This is a genomic window from Paenibacillus algicola (assembly GCF_005577435.1).
GTDB classification, from domain to species: Bacteria; Bacillota; Bacilli; order Paenibacillales; family Paenibacillaceae; genus Paenibacillus_AQ; species Paenibacillus_AQ algicola.
The window spans coordinates 2,422,501-2,438,987 of record NZ_CP040396.1 but is presented as its reverse complement, the minus strand read 5'-3'; the positions used below and the strand labels follow the sequence as shown (position 1 = coordinate 2,438,987).

Sequence of the window (16,487 nt, the reverse complement as noted above, 5' to 3'; positions counted from 1 at the left end):
AGCCCATTAATCATCAGCTGGTCAAATCTTTTGTATAAAATTAGCTGCTGCAGCCTCCGCCGCAGCTGCTGCAGGAAGAGCCGCCGCTATCCGAGCCGGAGGAGCCGCTGTCGCTTGATTCTGAAGAAGAGGAGCCATTGTCATTGCCGCTGTCACGATCTCTGCTGTCATTGGAGCTGCAAGCGACGCCTGTGCTGCACGACGAATGACTCTGGGCTCCTTTACGGGCTTCTTCCTCCATCATCATGAAGCTGCTGTATTGTTCCGGCTCATGCCAGGAGAAATATACGGCAGATGCCAGCAGGAGCTCTGGCTGGTTCAGACTGAGCCTTTCTTTGCCAGGCTGCCAGTTCTGCTGATCGGCCTGAACAAGACGCTGATGCAGTCTCTGGACAACAGCTTCTATAGCTGTTCTTGCTTCAGGCATATGATCATACTGCAGCTGATTGAACCTCCCAGGGGGAGATGACATGTCTTCGAGGTGGAGATAAGACTCCAGCTCTTTCTTAGGCAGTGGATTCTTGAAAAAGCTTCCCCAAATGCTTTGACTGTAAGCATTTAATCCGAACAGCTCTGTGTAGACGGTATCGAACCATGCCCGCTCGTCCGGTATAGGGGCAGATGGTGCTGCACTTGGCGCATGGTGAAGCATATCACCGAGATATTGCTGCGAGAATGCCTGATAATCCCGGGTAAACATCAGCATCTCGTGCCATATTTCATCGACCTTGGAGCTAAACATCGGCACCTGCTTCAGCACAGCACAGAGGATAAAGAAACGCTGAAGCTCTACCCAGCGCCACTCGTATTCCTGATCGGAAAGGGCCGGGTGGTCATTCATGACCCTGTGCTTGACACGATCTATGTAATCTTGCGGCAGGGACTGACTGAGCTTGACGCTTAACCAATAAGCGGGGCTGTCCCGATCGGCCACGGGTGGAGGGGCCGGCGCATTTTTCCACAGAATCTCGTGAGAGGCAGCTGAACGGCGGGAGAAGGAGGAATTGTTTTTTTTCTGACGCATGCCATATACAATCATGATCACGCATACCACAATAATGATAAGGACAATGGTAAAATCATTCATGAGCACAAGCTCCTTTCAAGGGGTCTTGCTAACATTATCCCAGAATGAGAATTGTACTGTAAAGCTGAAATGAGGAGGGTAAGCGGAAGTCTGCAGTGTGCCGTGCTTGAAAAGCTGTGATCTAATGTGGGTATAATGGAGGTATAAACAGTCTTGTCGGGAAGAGAAGGCGGCAACTACAAGAGGGGGGTGTAAGCATGAATAAGCCATGGCTGGCAGTTCAGCCGTATTACAAGGTTGTCAGACGCGTAGAGGCTACAGAGCAGATTGTACAAGAGGAGGACCGGGAGCTGCTGATGTCCCCCCAGTGCATTGAAAGCCAGAATCGGACCTTTAACATGAAAGACGTGTTTGATATTTCGTATCGGAATCTGGGAGCGTCAGGGGGCATGCTGTATTTACATACCCGCTTTGGTGTGTATTCTTATCTCGTCAGAGAAGATCCAAGCCCCTTCATCAAGGAATTCAAGGAATTGCCTACGGCTTCTGAATAATACGAATGTATTCCCGAGGCTGAAAAGGAACGTCATGGTCCTGAAACGATTCGCTGCGGGGAAAAGAGGTTATAGTGTAATCAGGATCTTCAGATTCTCTATGTGCTGGTAATGAAAGCTGCTCATGCATCCAGGCAGCCCCGGCAAACAGCAGTATAAAAAGAAAACCGCAGATTATGGCCTTTTTCTTCATATTATGAATCACTCCTTCATATAGAGTGATGTCCAGCCACATGACTTTTCATTCATGCGCTTTGACAAAGCTATGATTTATAGGCTATACTGGTCTTCGGTTTAAACTTAGCGTTCATGTACAAATACATATGCTAGTCCCGGAGGAGCCTGCCAAACGTGGGCTCTTTTTGTGTTTTTTAGGGTTTTTATGGATTGAAGTGGAAATACTTTGGAAAGACATTCATTTCTTAAGGAGGAATCATCTTGTCGCTTCTTCACATTGCCATTTTGGCACCCCTTTTGTATGCCGCTGTGGCTGGCATGTTCGGCTTAAAGGTGAAAAGACTGCACACCGGCTGGATTGTCCTGCCGCTGCCCGTTGTCATATTTGCCTATTTCCTGAGCCGGATTCCGGTCGTTCAGCAGAAAGGAGGGGAACTGTACGAAATTCCTTGGATTCCGTCTCTGAACATTCAATTTTCTGTCGTATTGGATGGGCTTAGCCTGCTCTTTTCCCTGCTGATCTCCGGAATCGGGATGCTGGTGGTTCTATACTCCATCTATTATATGGATAAAAAGAAAGAGGCAGTGCACCGCTTCTACGTCTATCTGCTTCTGTTTATGGGAGCCATGCTCGGTGTCGTACTCTCGGACAACATGATGGTGCTGTACGGGTTCTGGGAATTAACGAGCATTTCCTCCTTCCTCCTGATCGCGTTCTGGTACCACCGGGAGCGGTCCAGATATGGAGCTATGAAATCCATGCTCATCACGGTGTTCGGGGGACTCGCGATGTTCACCGGCTTCCTCATGCTCTCGATCATGGCGGATACGATGAGCGTGAGAGAGCTGATCAGCCAATCGGCTGAGATCATGAACCATAGCCTCTTTATACCGGCCATGCTGCTGCTCCTTCTCGGCGCATTTACCAAATCGGCTCAGTTTCCGTTTCACATCTGGCTGCCGGATGCGATGGAAGCCCCGACGCCGGTCAGTGCATATCTTCACTCGGCTACGATGGTAAAGGCCGGCATCTATCTAGTGGCACGGTTTACACCCGTGTTTGCCGGACAGCAAGTGTGGTTCTGGCTGGTCTCCGGAGCAGGTCTGTGCACCTTGATCTATGGCTCAGTGAAAGCCGTCAAGCAGACAGACCTGAAGGCGCTGCTGGCGTTCTCTACCATTAGCCAGTTAGGACTGATCATGTCGCTGTTCGGACTGGGCTCGGTATCCGCTTATTACAGCGGCACGCCGGAAGCACTGTATTACACGAAGGCGACCACAGCGGCGATCTTCCATCTGATTAACCACGCCACCTTTAAGGGAGCGTTGTTTATGGTTGTCGGGATCGTCGATCATGAAACCGGCACGCGGGATATCCGCAAGCTCGGCGGCTTGATGGCACTCATGCCGATTACATTTACGATCGCGGTCATTGGAGCCTTTTCCATGGCGGGCCTGCCTCCGTTCAATGGCTTCCTCAGCAAAGAGATGTTCTTTACCTCTGTCCTGAATGCAGCGAAGCTGGATTTCTGGAGCCTGGACACCTGGGGCGTGCTCATTCCTGTCGTGGCCTGGGTAGCGAGTATTTTCACATTCGTATACAGCATGATGCTGGTATTCAAAACCTTCAGAGGCACGTATAAGCCTAAGGAGCTGATGAAAACCCCGCATGAAGCGCCGCTTGGCATGCTGATCCCGCCGGTTGTGCTAGCTTCTCTGGTCGTGATCCTGGGCTTCTTCCCGGGCCTGGTTTCCCATTCCCTGATCGAGCCGGCGATGGCTGCGGTTATGCCAAGCCTGCTGTCAGAGGGAGAGCAGTTTGATGTTCATATTACATTCTGGCATGGCTGGAATCTGGAGATTATGATGACGCTCGGAGTCATTGTGTTCGGCTTTATCATCTATCAGCTGCTGGGCAGATTCCGGCTGTTAAGCACACCGCTTTCGGACCGCTTCACGCTGAATCGGCTGTATGACCGGTCGCTTGAAGCTTACAACCGCGGCAGCCGCCGAATTACGAAGATCTATATGACCGGATCGATTCGGCATTATGTTATCTACATTTTCGCTGCCTTTGTGCTGCTGCTGGCCTATTCAATCGTCCAGTCCGGCGGCCTGTCGGTGGATGTATCAGGCTTTGCCCCGATTTCTTTTTATGAGGCTGTTGTGATCATCGCGCTGATCGGCTCTGTGCTGGTGCTGCCGTTTGTGCAGAACCGGTTGATTGCCATTATTCTCACAGGGATGTCCGGGTATATGGTGACCCTGTTCTTCGTTCTGTTCCGTGCGCCGGATCTGGCGTTAACCCAGATGATTGTGGAGACGGTCTCTGTCATGCTGTTCCTGCTCTGCTTCTATCATTTGCCGAAGCTGAGCAAGGAGCAGGTGAAACCCAGCTTCAAGTGGGTCAATGCGGTGATCTCGGTTGCGGTAGGCATCATGGTTACAATGCTGGCACTGGGCGCAGCCAGCAATCCGATGTTTACAGCCATTTCCGATTATTATTTGGAGCAGAGCAAGCCGCTGGCCGGAGGCAAGAATGTCGTGAACGTCATCCTGGTGGACTTCCGGGGCTTTGATACGCTGCTTGAAATCATGGTGCTTGGCATCGCGGCACTCGGCATTTATGGACTGATCAAGATCGATTCCGGAGACGAGATTTTGGGCTTCGGGGCAAGACGGGTGGATACGCTGCTGCCAGGCAGCAATGATGTAATTCTGCGCACGATTTCGAAGCTGGTCGTGTTTATTATTTTGACGTTTGCACTTTATCTGTTCCTGTCCGGGCATAACAGCACCGGCGGCGGCTTTATTGGCGGCTTGATGACGGCGGCAGCGCTCGTGCTTCTGTCCATGGCCTTTGGCCTGAACATCAGCCAGAAGATCATTCCCGTGAATTACCGCACATTGATCGGAGCGGGCCTGCTCATTGCGCTGCTGACGGGGATCGGGTCATTCCTGTTTGATGCTCCGTTCCTCAGTCATACCTTTGATCACTTTATGCTTCCGCTCCTGGGAGATACCGAGCTTGCGACGGCCGTGCTGTTCGATCTGGGTGTATACCTCGCGGTTGTAGGCGTCACGATGACGATCATCTATTCCATCGGGAGGGACAATTAGTTATGGAATTATATATGGCAATAGCGATCGGCGTTCTGTTCGCCGTGGGATTGTACCTGATTCTGTCCAAGAGCCTGCTGCGCATCATTCTGGGCACTTCACTGCTAACGCATGGCATTCACCTGCTGCTGCTGACGACGGCGAAGCTGAAGACGGGAGCGGCCCCGCTGCTGGGCGAGAAAGCAGAAGCTTATGTAGATCCACTACCCCAGGCACTGATTCTGACTTCCATCGTGATCAGCTTTGGAGTAACCTCCTTCTTCTTCGTGCTGGCCTACAAAGCATACCAGCGCCTGGGCACGGATGATATGGAAGAGCTGAGGGGGAACGAGGATGAATAATTGGGTTGTGCTTCCACTGCTGCTTCCGCTCGTTACAGCAGTGATTCTGATCTTTCTGTCCAAAAAGGTTCGGCTTCAGCGCGGAATCAGCCTCGTCAGTGTGCTGATCAATCTGGCTGTCACTGTCCTGCTCGTAGGTCAGATCAGCCGAGACGGCATTCAGACCTTGTATATGGGCGGGTGGCTTCCGCCATACGGAATTGTTTTTGTCGCTGATATGTTTGCAGCACTTCTGGTACTCATTACACTGGCAGCGGCTGCAGCATCCCTGTTGTTCGCGTTTCGAACCATCGGAGAGAAGAGGGAGCAATACTACTTTTACCCCTTTGTACAGTTTTTGCTGGCCGGAGTGATTGGCTCTTTTCTGACGGGAGATTTGTTTAATCTGTTTGTCTGCTTTGAGGTTATGCTGATCTCGTCCTACGCTCTCATTGTGCTGGGCGGAACCAAACGGCAGCTGCGCGAAACGCTGAAATATATACTGATCAATATTTTATCTTCCACCCTGTTCGTCGCTGCTATGGCTTATCTGTATGGAGCGGTAGGCACGCTGAATATGGCTCACTTGTCGGAAAGGGTGGCAGAAGCGCAGCAAGGAGGCATGCTGAACAGCATTGCAGTCATGTTCCTCATCGTCTTTGCACTGAAAGCCGGACTGTTTCTATTCTTCTGGCTTCCCGGGTCTTACAGTGTACCGCCAACCGCGGTAATTGCCCTGTTCGGTGCATTATTAACCAAGGTCGGCCTATACGCGCTGATTCGCACCTTCTCGCTCATTTTTTATCATGATCAGGGCTTCACCCATTCGCTGATTGGCTGGCTGGCTGCTGCCACCATGCTGCTGGGTGGCCTTGGCGCAGCGGCATACAAGGATATTCACCGCGTGCTGAATTATAATGTGATTATCAGTGTTGGTTTTATCGCGTTCGGCTTGTCTGTCGGTACCCGTGAAGCCTTTGACGGAACGGTGCTGTATCTGCTGCATGACATGATTGCTAAAGCCTTGCTGTTCTTGCTGGGAGGAATGATCATTTCGGCAGCGGGGAGCAGCAGTCTGAATCAGATGGGAGGGCTGATCAAGACTTATCCGGCAGCAGGATGGATGTTCTTTATCACCGCTCTGGCGCTGGTCGGTATTCCTCCGTTAAGCGGCTTTGCAGGGAAGCTGCTCATCGTCTCCGGCGGAATCTCCGCTACGGATTACTGGCTGACGGGGATTGCCGTGTTCTCCAGCCTTATGGTGCTGTACTCCCTCATGAACGTCTTCATTGGAGCTTTCTGGAGAGATGATCCTATGCTGCCGGCCGTAGAGCGCAAGAAATGGCCCGCACCCGTATATGTTTCAGTTACTGCGTTATTAATTATTGTCCTCGGCTTCGGACTAGGAGCGGAATGGGTGTATTCTTTTGCCGGGCAAGCGGGTGAAGTGCTCTCCAATCCGTCACTTTATATCGATGCCGTGCTAAAGGAGTAATGCTGATGGGTCATCAAATCCTGCTCAATATTATTATTGCTGTTGTCTGGATGTTCTTGTATTCCGATTTATCCGCTGCCCGCTTTATACTAGGCTATATCATCGGTGCCATTCTCATTGGGATGCTGAACCGCTTTTGGACTCAGGATTTCTATTTGAAAAAGCTATGGTCTCTATTCAAGCTGCTCCTGCTCTTCCTCTCCGAGCTGTTAAAATCCAGCTTCGCGGTCATTGCGCAGGTGCTTCGCCCCCGGCTTGATATTCGCCCCGGCATTTTTGCTTATGATACGGAGCTGAAATCGGACTGGGAGGTGACCGTGCTGTCACTGCTGATCTGCCTGACGCCGGGCACGCTGACAATGGAGGTATCGCCGGATAAGAAAACCTTATACATTCACGCTATGGATATTGATGATGTGGATCAGGTGTCCAGCCAAATCCGGAACACGTTTGAAAAAGCCATTATGGAGGTGACCCGCCGATGATGGACGTACTGCTGATGGCCTCACTTGCCGTGCTTTCTCTGGCTGTACTGGGCTGCGTATACCGCCTTATTGCCGGTCCCTCGATGAATGATCGGATTATTGCCCTGGACACGATCGGAATCATTCTGCTGTCCATCGTGGCGGTTCTTTCGATGCTGCTGGAGACGATGTATTATTTCGATATTATTCTGCTGATCGGCATTCTGACCTTTATCGGCACGACGGCTCTGGCGAGATATATAGAGAGGGGGGACGTCATTGAACGCGACAATGATTAAAGAAGTCGGGGAGCTCTTGATCGGCTTGATTGTGCTGGCAGGTGCTTTGCTTAGCGCGGTCAGTGCCTTCGGGCTGATTCGTCTGCCGGATGTGTATCTCCGTTCCCATGCCGCGACCAAGAGCGCCACACTTGGCGTGCTCCTGATTCTTACGGGAGCCTTCCTGTACTTTATGGTTTATGTCGATCATATTAGCGCGAAGCTGATCCTCGGGATCATATTTGTATTTATTACATCCCCGGTGGCTGGTCATCTTAACGGCAGGGCTGCGTACCGCTCGGGAATTCCGCTGTGGGAGAAGAGCCAGCATGATGAGCTCGGTCCGGTAATCCGCAAGCAATATCAGGATCAGGCCGATGCTTCCCCCAAGAAGCGGACCACTCGCAATGACGTGACCAGAGGTTAATGTCAACTTATCATTAGTGAATAAGCCCGTTAGAGCCTTCCGCCGCACGGATGGTTCTAACGGGCTTATTTGTAAGCTGATCCATGTTAAGCGTGATGATAACGGTTCTCCAGTTTCTTGCCGCCAAGCCAGAGTAAGCCCAACACAGCAACGGCGACTAGAATACGCCACGGCTGTTGAATAAACCCCTGCCAATCATGGCCGATAAAGGCAACCATGAAGATCATAACAGCCTTGCCGGAGAGAACTGCAATCATAAACGTCGTCACGGGAACTGAGCTGATGCCGGCTGCAATGTTAACCAGCGAGGACGGAGTGAAGGGGAAGCAGTACAGGATAAAGATGGGGGTGAAGCCCTTATCCTCAATCCAGTGAAAAAAACGCTGAGCTCCCGGCATCCGTCGCTGTATCCATTCCCCCAGCCGGCCCCCGACCTTGCGCACAAGCCAGAATACAGCCAGCGCTCCCAGGGACACGCCGATCCAGGAATACAGAAAGCCCAGCCACAGGCCGTATGCGGCAGCATTGCCCATGACGATAACAATCAAGGGAAGGAAAGGCAGGAAGGCCTCGAAGAAAGAAATAAGAATGCCGGGGAGCGGGCCCAGGCGGGAATACTCTTGCAGCCAGGCCTCAATTTGACCCATATTCAAGTGTTTAAGTGTTCGTAGTGCTTCCTGTAACCAATCCAGCATGATGAATCTGATCGCTCCTGTTCTTGTCCGATAAATTCATGTCTTTAATCCAAACATACCCTGAGTGTTAAGCCTTGAAGCTGCTGCTTACACGGGGAGATCCAGCGGCGGGCGGGCGTGGCATTTCCGGCATACCGGTACATACGATTCATTGCCGCCAATTTCAATCTGTTCACCGGAATATATAGGCTGACCGTTTTTTAATCGCAGATTCATGATCGCTTTGCGCTCGCAAAACCAGCAGATCGTCTTCATCTCTTCAATCTTGTCAGCATAGACGAGCATCCAGCGGCTGCCTTCGAACAGCTCGTTGCGGAAATCATTCTTCAGTCCGAAGCCCATCACGGGAACATGTAGCTCATCCACAATCCGAACGAGCTGCAGGATGCTATCCTTGGACAGGAACTGGCATTCATCAACCAGCACACAGAAGGGCTTTGGAGAATGCTGGGAGACGATTTCATAAACATCTGTCTGCTCTGAGATCGGAGTGGCCTTTCGTCTGAGGCCGATTCGAGAGGACACAAAACCCACCTCATCCCGGTCATCTAACGCAGAGGTGAAGATCAGCACAGGCTTGTTCTGCTCCTCGTAATTATGGGCGACCTTCAAAATTTCGATCGATTTTCCGCTATTCATGCTGCCATATTTAAAAAATAACTGAGCCATGTGACAATCCTTTCTTTAAACCGCCTAATTTCTTCATACCAGCTTATGTAAATGCTTAAGGCAGGGACTATTGTACCTGTATGCTTACCCTAAAGTCAAAGATAGAAATGAAATTGAGTCCCTGGGCGTAGACAAAGGTTTGCATTTGCTGTTCAAAGCCATGCCCGAAATGAAGTAAGCTGGTCCCTGGGATTTGGAATTCATGAACGCTGCAGGGACAAAGGGGTTTGAAGTCCTGATGCTGAATACCTATTCACTCTAGCTAGAAGCTGTTTCGAAGCTTACACATGATAACAGGAATGTTTTTTTCTATCCATTTCCCGATGAATTTGTTATAACTGATAATGGAAAAGCTTGTGCAATGACAAACAACTTCTATGGAGTGAGTCTGTTGTCCATTCATAAATTCAAATTAATGTTTATCCCGCCGATCGTGCTATTTATCATTATAGCTTCTTCGGTGCTGGATCTGGAGAGCAGCCTGCCGCTAATGCTTCTCTCCTCGGTGCTGCTGACCGGCAGTATGTGGCTGGAGAAAAGATTTCCTCATATCCTGCTGCTTCAATTCGGCCTGCTCGGCATTTTTCATTATGCCAGTCAATTAAACTGGTGTCTGCTGCTTTATTACATTCAGATTACCGGCGTCATCCAGTACAACTGGAGATTCAAGCATATGCTGCCCTGTGCGGCCCTCATTACGATTCAATATACGGCCATTCGATTAACTTACTCGCCTCTCACCACGTATTCCTTACTGGTATCGGTATTCGATATTATTTCATCACTAGTCATCATATCTACTTTCCATAACATCATTCGCATTGAAACCGAGAAAAAAACATTAGCAAAGCAAAACAACTATCTCATGAATCACGATCCGCTCACCGGCTTCCTCAATTATGAAGGCTATATGAAAAGAGTGCAGCAGCTTACACTGAGCCGCACCGCGTTTCGTATCGTTCTGCTGGACATTAACAATTTCCAGTCCCTGAACGCCAAGGATATGACGTCGGCTAATGACATCCTGGTCCGCTTCTCGGTGCATATTCGCCGCCATTTCGCCGAGATGCTTGCCGCGGCGCGTTATGCCGGAGACCGATTTGCAATCTTAATTCCGGCATACAGTGAGGTGAATGGCCTGGACTCCTTTGAGGATTTAGGAGTTCAGATCACCTACAGTGTAACCACGTACCCGGAGGAAGCAGGGACGTTTCAGGAGGTTATCAGTAAAGCCGAGGATCGAATATTTCAAATGCGGCGCGAGACCTGGCTGAAGAGCCAGGAGGAATTTATCCGTTCTGCCAAAATGAAAACCGTCGGCGAGCTGGCTGCCGGCATGGCCCACGAAATCCGGAATCCGCTGACAGCAATCCGTGGCTTTGTCCAGCTCTCCAAGGTGCAGAATTATAATATTCAGCCTTGGTACAACGTTATCATGGGGGAAATCACACGGGTTGGGGAGCTGACCGCCGAGTTCCTGCAATTTTCCAAGCCGCATATGAGTAATATGAAGCTGGACAGCTTGAGCGGCTGTATGAGCAGAGTGTTCTCGCTTTGTGAATCCGAAGCCGCTTCAAGAGGCCACGCCTTTACGATGGAGCAGGTGGAGGGTGAGGTGACGGTTTATATGGATCGTGACAAGATCATCCAGGTCCTCATCAATTTGATTCGCAATGCGTTTCAGGCCATGGAAAATACGGGTCACGTCCATCTCTCGTTACTCACGGGGGATGAGCCCTGGGCTCTAATCTCCGTCAGGGATAATGGCACCGGGATTCCATCTGAAGTGCTGGACCGGATATTCGATCCTTTTTTCACGACGAAGGAGGAGGGAACAGGGCTCGGATTATCCCTGTGTCAAAAAATCGTTGAAGATCACGGAGGCTACATCACGGTTGAAAGCACACCTGGGGCGGGCACCACGTTTACCGTGAAGCTGCCTGTATCCTCCAGAGGCGGGGATGGCGGGCACGTCAGCTCTGAAGCATCTAATGAATATTGAAAAAAACCAGCCCATTCAGGGCTGGTCCATAGGATACAATCCGCACGTGATTTAAAGCTCCACTTCAACCATCCAGCCGAACGGATCTGGCACGAGGCCTCTTTGGATGCCGGTCAGCGTAACGTACAGTTTGCCAGAGATCTCTCCGGTTACGCCTCCACCAATAACCGCCTTCTCATCCTTCCAGTTCAGCTCACCGATCGGGGAGATTACGGCTGCCGTGCCGGTTCCAAAAGCTTCTTCAAGCGCTCCGCTTTGCGCGGCGGCAAACAGCTCTTCAATGGAGATCGCAGTCTCTTCTACCGTCAGCCCCCAGTCTCTTAACAGCTGAATGATGGAGCTGCGGGTGATGCCGTTCAGAATGCTGCCATTCAAAGCCGGGGTGTACACAACACCGTTAATTTTGAAAAATACGTTCATGCTGCCGACTTCCTCAACATATTTGCGGTGTACTCCGTCAAGCCAGAGCACCTGGGAGTAGCCCTTCTGCTTGGCGATCTCCTGCGCCTTCAGACTGGCTGCATAGTTGCCCGCAGTCTTGGCTTCGCCAACACCGCCGCGTACGGCGCGGACATATTCATTCTCGACATAGATCTTGACCGGATTCACGCCCTCCGGATAATAGTTGCCAACCGGTGACATAATGATCATAAATTTATATTCTGCGGAGGCATCCACGCCGAGTGCCGGCTGGGTTGCAATCACATAAGGGCGGATATAGAGGGAATGACCGCTTTCTTCAGGAATCCAGTCCTGATCGACCTTGATCAGCGCATTCAGCGCCTCGAGTGCAAGGTCTTCATCAATATGTGGAACGCCCAAGCGGTCATTGGAACGGTTCAAGCGTTCCATATTCTTTCTCGGTCTGAACAGAAGCACTCTTCCGTCTCCGGTCTTATAAGCCTTCAAGCCTTCAAAAATCGTTTGTCCGTAATGAAATACCTTCGCCGCAGGGTCCAGGGAAATCGGCTGGTAAGGGACGACACGCGGGTTATACCACCCTTGGCCCTCTGCATAATCCATAATAAACATATGATCTGAAAAATAAGTGCCGAAGCCGCGCTCATTCGCAAGCGGTTTCGTCTTTTTGTGTGTGCTGAGTTCAATACTAATGCTAGTGCCCATACTGCCCATCGCTCCCTATGACATTATTCTTAATTGAATGCTACCATGTTAAGAAGTATATTAAAAGTATCTATTTAGTTTCTGTATTATACCCTGACGGTATGAAAGAAGGAGAAGGTATGGATATACGGCAGCTGAAATATTTTTTGGCCATCGCTCGTGAAGGTCAAGTCACCCGTGCGGCCAAGAAGCTGAACATGGAGCAGCCCCCCTTGAGCCGGCAGCTGAAACAGATCGAGGAGGAGCTGGGAGTTCGACTGTTCGACCGGAGCTCCCGGCATCTGAAGCTGACCTCGGCCGGCGTGCTCCTGAGGCAGCGGGGAGAGCTGCTGCTTACTCAGTTCGAGGAAGCCTTAAATGAAGTGAAGGAAACCGAAGAGGGTGTGAGAGGCATGCTCTCCATCGGCTCCGTCGTTTCCTGTGTATCCCTGCTGCCCGGGCGCATCCAGCGAATGCGGGAGGTGTATCCCCGGCTGACGTACAAGATCGTGGAAGGGGATCATACCTATCTCGGGGACCTGCTGCAAAAGCGGGTTATTGAGCTTATTGTAGCCCGCCTGCCCTTTGAAGCTTTTCACTATACAGATCCCTGTGAGGTGCTGCCGCTTCCTTCGGACCCGTTCGTGGCCGTGATCCCGAGCGCCTGGGCTTCGCGGTTCGGCGGCAAGTCCGCCATTAAGATGACGGAGCTCGCGGAATGTCCAATCCTAACCTTAAAGACAGACTATACAACGCGAATGCATGAATCCGTCATGAACGAATGCCGAAAGCATGGCTTCGAGCCCCAGGTTATTTGTGAATGCTCCAGCGTTTCTATTATTATGTCACTGGTGGCTGAAGGCATTGGCGTGACCATTTTTCCAAAGTCCGTCATGTCCATGTCGATGGGGCGCTTGGTGACCATGCTGGACATTGAGGATGCAGCACTGCAGTCCGAGGTGGGCATCGTATGGCTCAAGAACCACTATTTATCCAAAAGTGCAGAGCGTTTCATCGACAGCTTCAGATCCGATCCAAACAATAATCCTCAGATCCGATCCAAACAATAATCCATAGAGGTGATTCTGATGATCTTGCATATTATGAACACGGTAGCCTGGAAAAATGCACTCGTCGCCGGCGAATACGCGCCTCCCAGTCTAAAGAAAGAGGGCTTTATTCATTGCTCTACTCCCGAGCAGCTGCTGAATGTGGCGAATACGTTATATAAGGGCCAAAAAGGACTGTTTCTCCTCTACATTGATGAAAGCAAGGTGATTCCTGACATCGTCTATGAGGACTTATATAAGACAGGCAAGAAGTTTCCGCACATTTATGGTCCTTTGAACCTGGATGCCGTGGAGCGAATTGTGGAATACAATCCAGATCCTGACGATAACGTTCTTGGAGATGAACTGCCCCCATCTTAAGAGAAGTCTGGAGAAAGAGGCCTTTTTGCGGCAGTTTGATGGGATGAGGTACAATAGACAAAGCCGGTGGAGACTAGCAATCGGCAAGATGCAACTAAACCGAGGTGCTTAATTATGACAACAACCGTCGTTATTGGCGGAGGAATAACAGGATTATCGACGTGTTATTATTTGCAGCGGGGGGATCGCCCATCTGAGGATGCCATGAAACTGATCTTGGTGGAGGCAGAGCCGGAGCTGGGAGGCAAGATCCGCACGGTGTATAAAGAAGATTTTATCATGGAGACCGGAGCTGACTCGATCGTGGCACGAAAAAGCAATGTGCTCCCTTTCATTCAGGAGCTGGGGCTCGAGGATGCGGTCGTTTATAACGGTACTGGAACCTCCTATATATACACAAATGCGGGCTTGAAGAAGATTCCCGCTGATTCATTGTTCGGCATCCCGGTGGGAGTGCAGGCCTTAGTCGAGAGTGAGCTGGTTTCTTCGGAAGGAAAGCTGGAGGCATTAAAGGATCTATACACACCCAATGAAGTTTTTACCAAGGATGACTCCCTGGGCTTGTTCCTGGAGGCTTTTTTGGGACAGGAGCTGGTGGAGAAGCAGATTGCTCCCGTTATTTCCGGAGTGTATTCCGGTCAACTTCAGGATTTGACGATTGCATCCACGCTGCCGTTTCTTTTGGATTATAAGAATCAGTACGGCAGCATCATGCAAGGACTTTATGAGAACAGGAAGCTTTATCTGGGTGCCGCGAACAAGAAATTCATCTCCTTCCAGGGGGGCATGTCTTTCTTGATTCAAAGGCTGGAAGAAAGGCTTTCCTCCGGAGGAGCTATCATTTATAAAGGGGTAGCCGCTGAAAGCATGGAAGCGTCCGGACAAGGCTATAAGCTGAGGCTGTCGGATGGATCTGTACTGGAAGCGGATCAGGTGGTGCTTAGCGGAGGCAGCGCTCCAACCCAGGCATTGCTTCAAGACCGAGAGCTAGATGAGATGTTTCAAGGCCTGTTGACGAAATCCATGATTAGCATCTATCTGGCGTTTGATATTCCTGATCACCGTCTGCCAAGCGATGGGACAGGCTTCATTAATGCGTCTGAGTTCGGATTAATATGTGATGCGAGCACCTGGAGCAGCCGGAAGTGGGAGCATACCTCCAAAAGCCGACGCTTGTTAGTCCGTTTATTCTATAAAAGCTCCAATCCTCAGTATGATAAGCTGCGTGGCATGTCGGATCAGGAATTGGAGGATCTTGCGCTGCAGGATGTAACTGCTTCTTTAGGTTTAAGTGAGAAGCCGGTGGAGGCTGTCGTTACGAGATGGCAGGATAATATGCCGAATTATCATTTAGAGCATCGCCGCATCGTAGAGAAGCTGGAGGCCGCTATGCAAGAGCGGTGGCCCGGCGTTTATCTAGCCGGCTGTTCCTACTATGGAGTCGGTATTCCGGATTGTATCCTGAACGGGCAAAAGACAGCTCAGCAACTGCTGGATTTGTTATCTGCGCAGCAAAGCTAAAGTGTTGGTGGTTGTATCATGTTAACCCGGCTATTGAGGATAGAAGCACCTTTTCAAGAGAGGTGCAGCTGTCCTTGCTAGCTGGGTTATTTTACAAGTTGCTGTGAGCGTGGATGTATGTTAAATTATAAATCTGCTCAAGAAATTGCAGCAGGACAAGCAAGCCAAGAGCTTGATCGCTAGGGCTGAGGATCGTATGGAAAGTTAGTCGTTCACACGAGGCTCTAAATCTTCTCGAAAAAAGTGCTTGCTAATTAGATAGACAGTGTGTTATGATCTAATTCCGGGTCGAAACAAGAGACTTCGGAAATGAGAAACAGAATTGATCTTTGAAAACTGAACAACGAGTGAGTTAAACCGATCTTGCCTTACGGTGAGATCAACAATGAGATTATGTAATCTCGTCAGTTTTGAAATGAGCAATTGAACTCAACTTTCATGGAGAGTTTGATCCTGGCTCAGGACGAACGCTGGCGGCGTGCCTAATACATGCAAGTCGAGCGGACTTGATGAGGAGCTTGCTCCTCTGAAAGTTAGCGGCGGACGGGTGAGTAACACGTAGGCAACCTGCCCTCAAGACTGGGATAACTACCGGAAACGGTAGCTAATACCGGATAGTTGATTTCGCTGCATAGCGAGATCTGGAAAGGCGGAGCAATCTGTCACTTGAGGATGGGCCTGCGGCGCATTAGCTAGTTGGTGGGGTAACGGCCTACCAAGGCGACGATGCGTAGCCGACCTGAGAGGGTGAACGGCCACACTGGGACTGAGACACGGCCCAGACTCCTACGGGAGGCAGCAGTAGGGAATCTTCCGCAATGGACGAAAGTCTGACGGAGCAACGCCGCGTGAGTGATGAAGGTTTTCGGATCGTAAAGCTCTGTTGCCAGGGAAGAACGTCTTCTAGAGTAACTGCTAGAAGAGTGACGGTACCTGAGAAGAAAGCCCCGGCTAACTACGTGCCAGCAGCCGCGGTAATACGTAGGGGGCAAGCGTTGTCCGGAATTATTGGGCGTAAAGCGCGCGCAGGCGGTTTGTTAAGTCTGGTGTTTAAACCTGGGGCTCAACCTCAGGTCGCACTGGAAACTGGGAAACTTGAGTGCAGAAGAGGAGAGTGGAATTCCACGTGTAGCGGTGAAATGCGTAGATATGTGGAGGAACACCAGTGGCGAAGGCGACTCTCTGGGCTGTAACTGACGCTGAG

General features: G+C 50.6%; 15 protein-coding genes and 1 rRNA gene (1 of these 16 running past the window's edge). 12 read left to right on the top strand and 4 right to left on the bottom strand.

All coding sequences use genetic code 11. The features are described from left to right. Positions 1-40: 40 nt before the first annotated feature. Entirely contained in the window at positions 41-1,087 is a 1,047-nt protein-coding gene (locus E6C60_RS11290) for a glycine-rich domain-containing protein (RefSeq protein ID WP_138225936.1), read from the bottom strand. A 197-nt stretch (positions 1,088-1,284) separates the two neighbouring features. On the opposite strand from E6C60_RS11290, the gene E6C60_RS11285 reads away from it, so the two are divergent. The 7 genes from E6C60_RS11285 (at position 1,285) to mnhG (ending at position 7,862) form a co-directional block, all read left to right on the top strand. Continuing rightward, complete coding sequence (locus tag E6C60_RS11285; protein WP_138225935.1) at positions 1,285-1,581, top strand: hypothetical protein; 297 nt, start codon at positions 1,285-1,287, stop codon at positions 1,579-1,581. Between the two features lie 438 nt (positions 1,582-2,019). Beyond that, the gene (locus tag E6C60_RS11280) at positions 2,020-4,878 is read left to right on the top strand and encodes a Na+/H+ antiporter subunit A (RefSeq protein WP_138225934.1); all 2,859 of its coding nucleotides are present in this window, start codon (positions 2,020-2,022) and stop codon (positions 4,876-4,878) included. Between the two features lie 2 nt (positions 4,879-4,880). Beyond that, a complete protein-coding gene (locus tag E6C60_RS11275) occupies positions 4,881-5,219 on the top strand; it encodes a Na(+)/H(+) antiporter subunit C (RefSeq protein ID WP_138225933.1) in 339 nt (112 codons plus the stop codon). Then, a complete protein-coding gene (locus E6C60_RS11270) occupies positions 5,212-6,693 on the top strand; it encodes a Na+/H+ antiporter subunit D (RefSeq protein ID WP_138225932.1) in 1,482 nt (493 codons plus the stop codon). The genes E6C60_RS11275 and E6C60_RS11270 overlap by 8 nt, the downstream gene beginning before the upstream one ends. 5 nt (positions 6,694-6,698) lie before the next feature. Beyond that, complete coding sequence (locus E6C60_RS11265) at positions 6,699-7,178, top strand: Na+/H+ antiporter subunit E (protein WP_138225931.1); 480 nt, start codon at positions 6,699-6,701, stop codon at positions 7,176-7,178. After that, positions 7,175-7,456, top strand: coding sequence for a Na(+)/H(+) antiporter subunit F1 (locus tag E6C60_RS11260; protein WP_138225930.1), 282 nt, complete (start codon positions 7,175-7,177; stop codon positions 7,454-7,456). Before E6C60_RS11265 ends, E6C60_RS11260 begins: the two co-directional genes overlap by 4 nt. Further along, positions 7,449-7,862, top strand: coding sequence for a monovalent cation/H(+) antiporter subunit G (gene mnhG, locus E6C60_RS11255; protein WP_138227761.1), 414 nt, complete (start codon positions 7,449-7,451; stop codon positions 7,860-7,862). The genes E6C60_RS11260 and mnhG overlap by 8 nt, the downstream gene beginning before the upstream one ends. An 86-nt stretch (positions 7,863-7,948) precedes the next feature. On the opposite strand, the gene E6C60_RS11250 is transcribed toward mnhG, so the two are convergent. Continuing rightward, positions 7,949-8,557: a TVP38/TMEM64 family protein gene (locus E6C60_RS11250; RefSeq protein WP_138225929.1), complete on the bottom strand. Its 609-nt coding sequence runs from the start codon at positions 8,555-8,557 to the stop codon at positions 7,949-7,951. A gap of 87 nt (positions 8,558-8,644) precedes the next feature. Continuing rightward, positions 8,645-9,226, bottom strand: coding sequence for a thymidine kinase (locus E6C60_RS11245; RefSeq protein WP_138225928.1), 582 nt, complete (start codon positions 9,224-9,226; stop codon positions 8,645-8,647). Positions 9,227-9,617: 391 nt separating this feature from the next. Here E6C60_RS11245 and E6C60_RS11240 point away from each other — a divergent pair, with 391 nt between their 5' ends. Next, positions 9,618-11,228, top strand: coding sequence for an ATP-binding protein (locus E6C60_RS11240; protein WP_233280983.1), 1,611 nt, complete (start codon positions 9,618-9,620; stop codon positions 11,226-11,228). 51 nt (positions 11,229-11,279) lie between these two features. On the opposite strand, the gene E6C60_RS11235 is transcribed toward E6C60_RS11240, so the two are convergent. Next, positions 11,280-12,353 (bottom strand): branched-chain amino acid aminotransferase, encoded by a 1,074-nt coding sequence (locus tag E6C60_RS11235; RefSeq protein ID WP_138225926.1) that lies wholly within the window; start codon positions 12,351-12,353, stop codon positions 11,280-11,282. A 119-nt stretch (positions 12,354-12,472) separates the two neighbouring features. Here E6C60_RS11235 and E6C60_RS11230 point away from each other — a divergent pair, with 119 nt between their 5' ends. From E6C60_RS11230 to E6C60_RS11215, 4 genes are all read left to right on the top strand, one after another. After that, positions 12,473-13,402 (top strand): LysR family transcriptional regulator, encoded by a 930-nt coding sequence (locus E6C60_RS11230; protein ID WP_138225925.1) that lies wholly within the window; start codon positions 12,473-12,475, stop codon positions 13,400-13,402. Positions 13,403-13,420: 18 nt separating this feature from the next. Continuing rightward, positions 13,421-13,762, top strand: coding sequence for a DUF952 domain-containing protein (locus E6C60_RS11225; protein ID WP_138225924.1), 342 nt, complete (start codon positions 13,421-13,423; stop codon positions 13,760-13,762). Between the two features lie 114 nt (positions 13,763-13,876). Next, positions 13,877-15,283: a protoporphyrinogen oxidase gene (gene hemG / locus E6C60_RS11220; RefSeq protein ID WP_138225923.1), complete on the top strand. Its 1,407-nt coding sequence runs from the start codon at positions 13,877-13,879 to the stop codon at positions 15,281-15,283. 435 nt (positions 15,284-15,718) lie between these two features. Beyond that, a 16S ribosomal RNA gene (locus E6C60_RS11215) occupies positions 15,719-16,487 on the top strand (it continues 786 nt past the right edge of the window).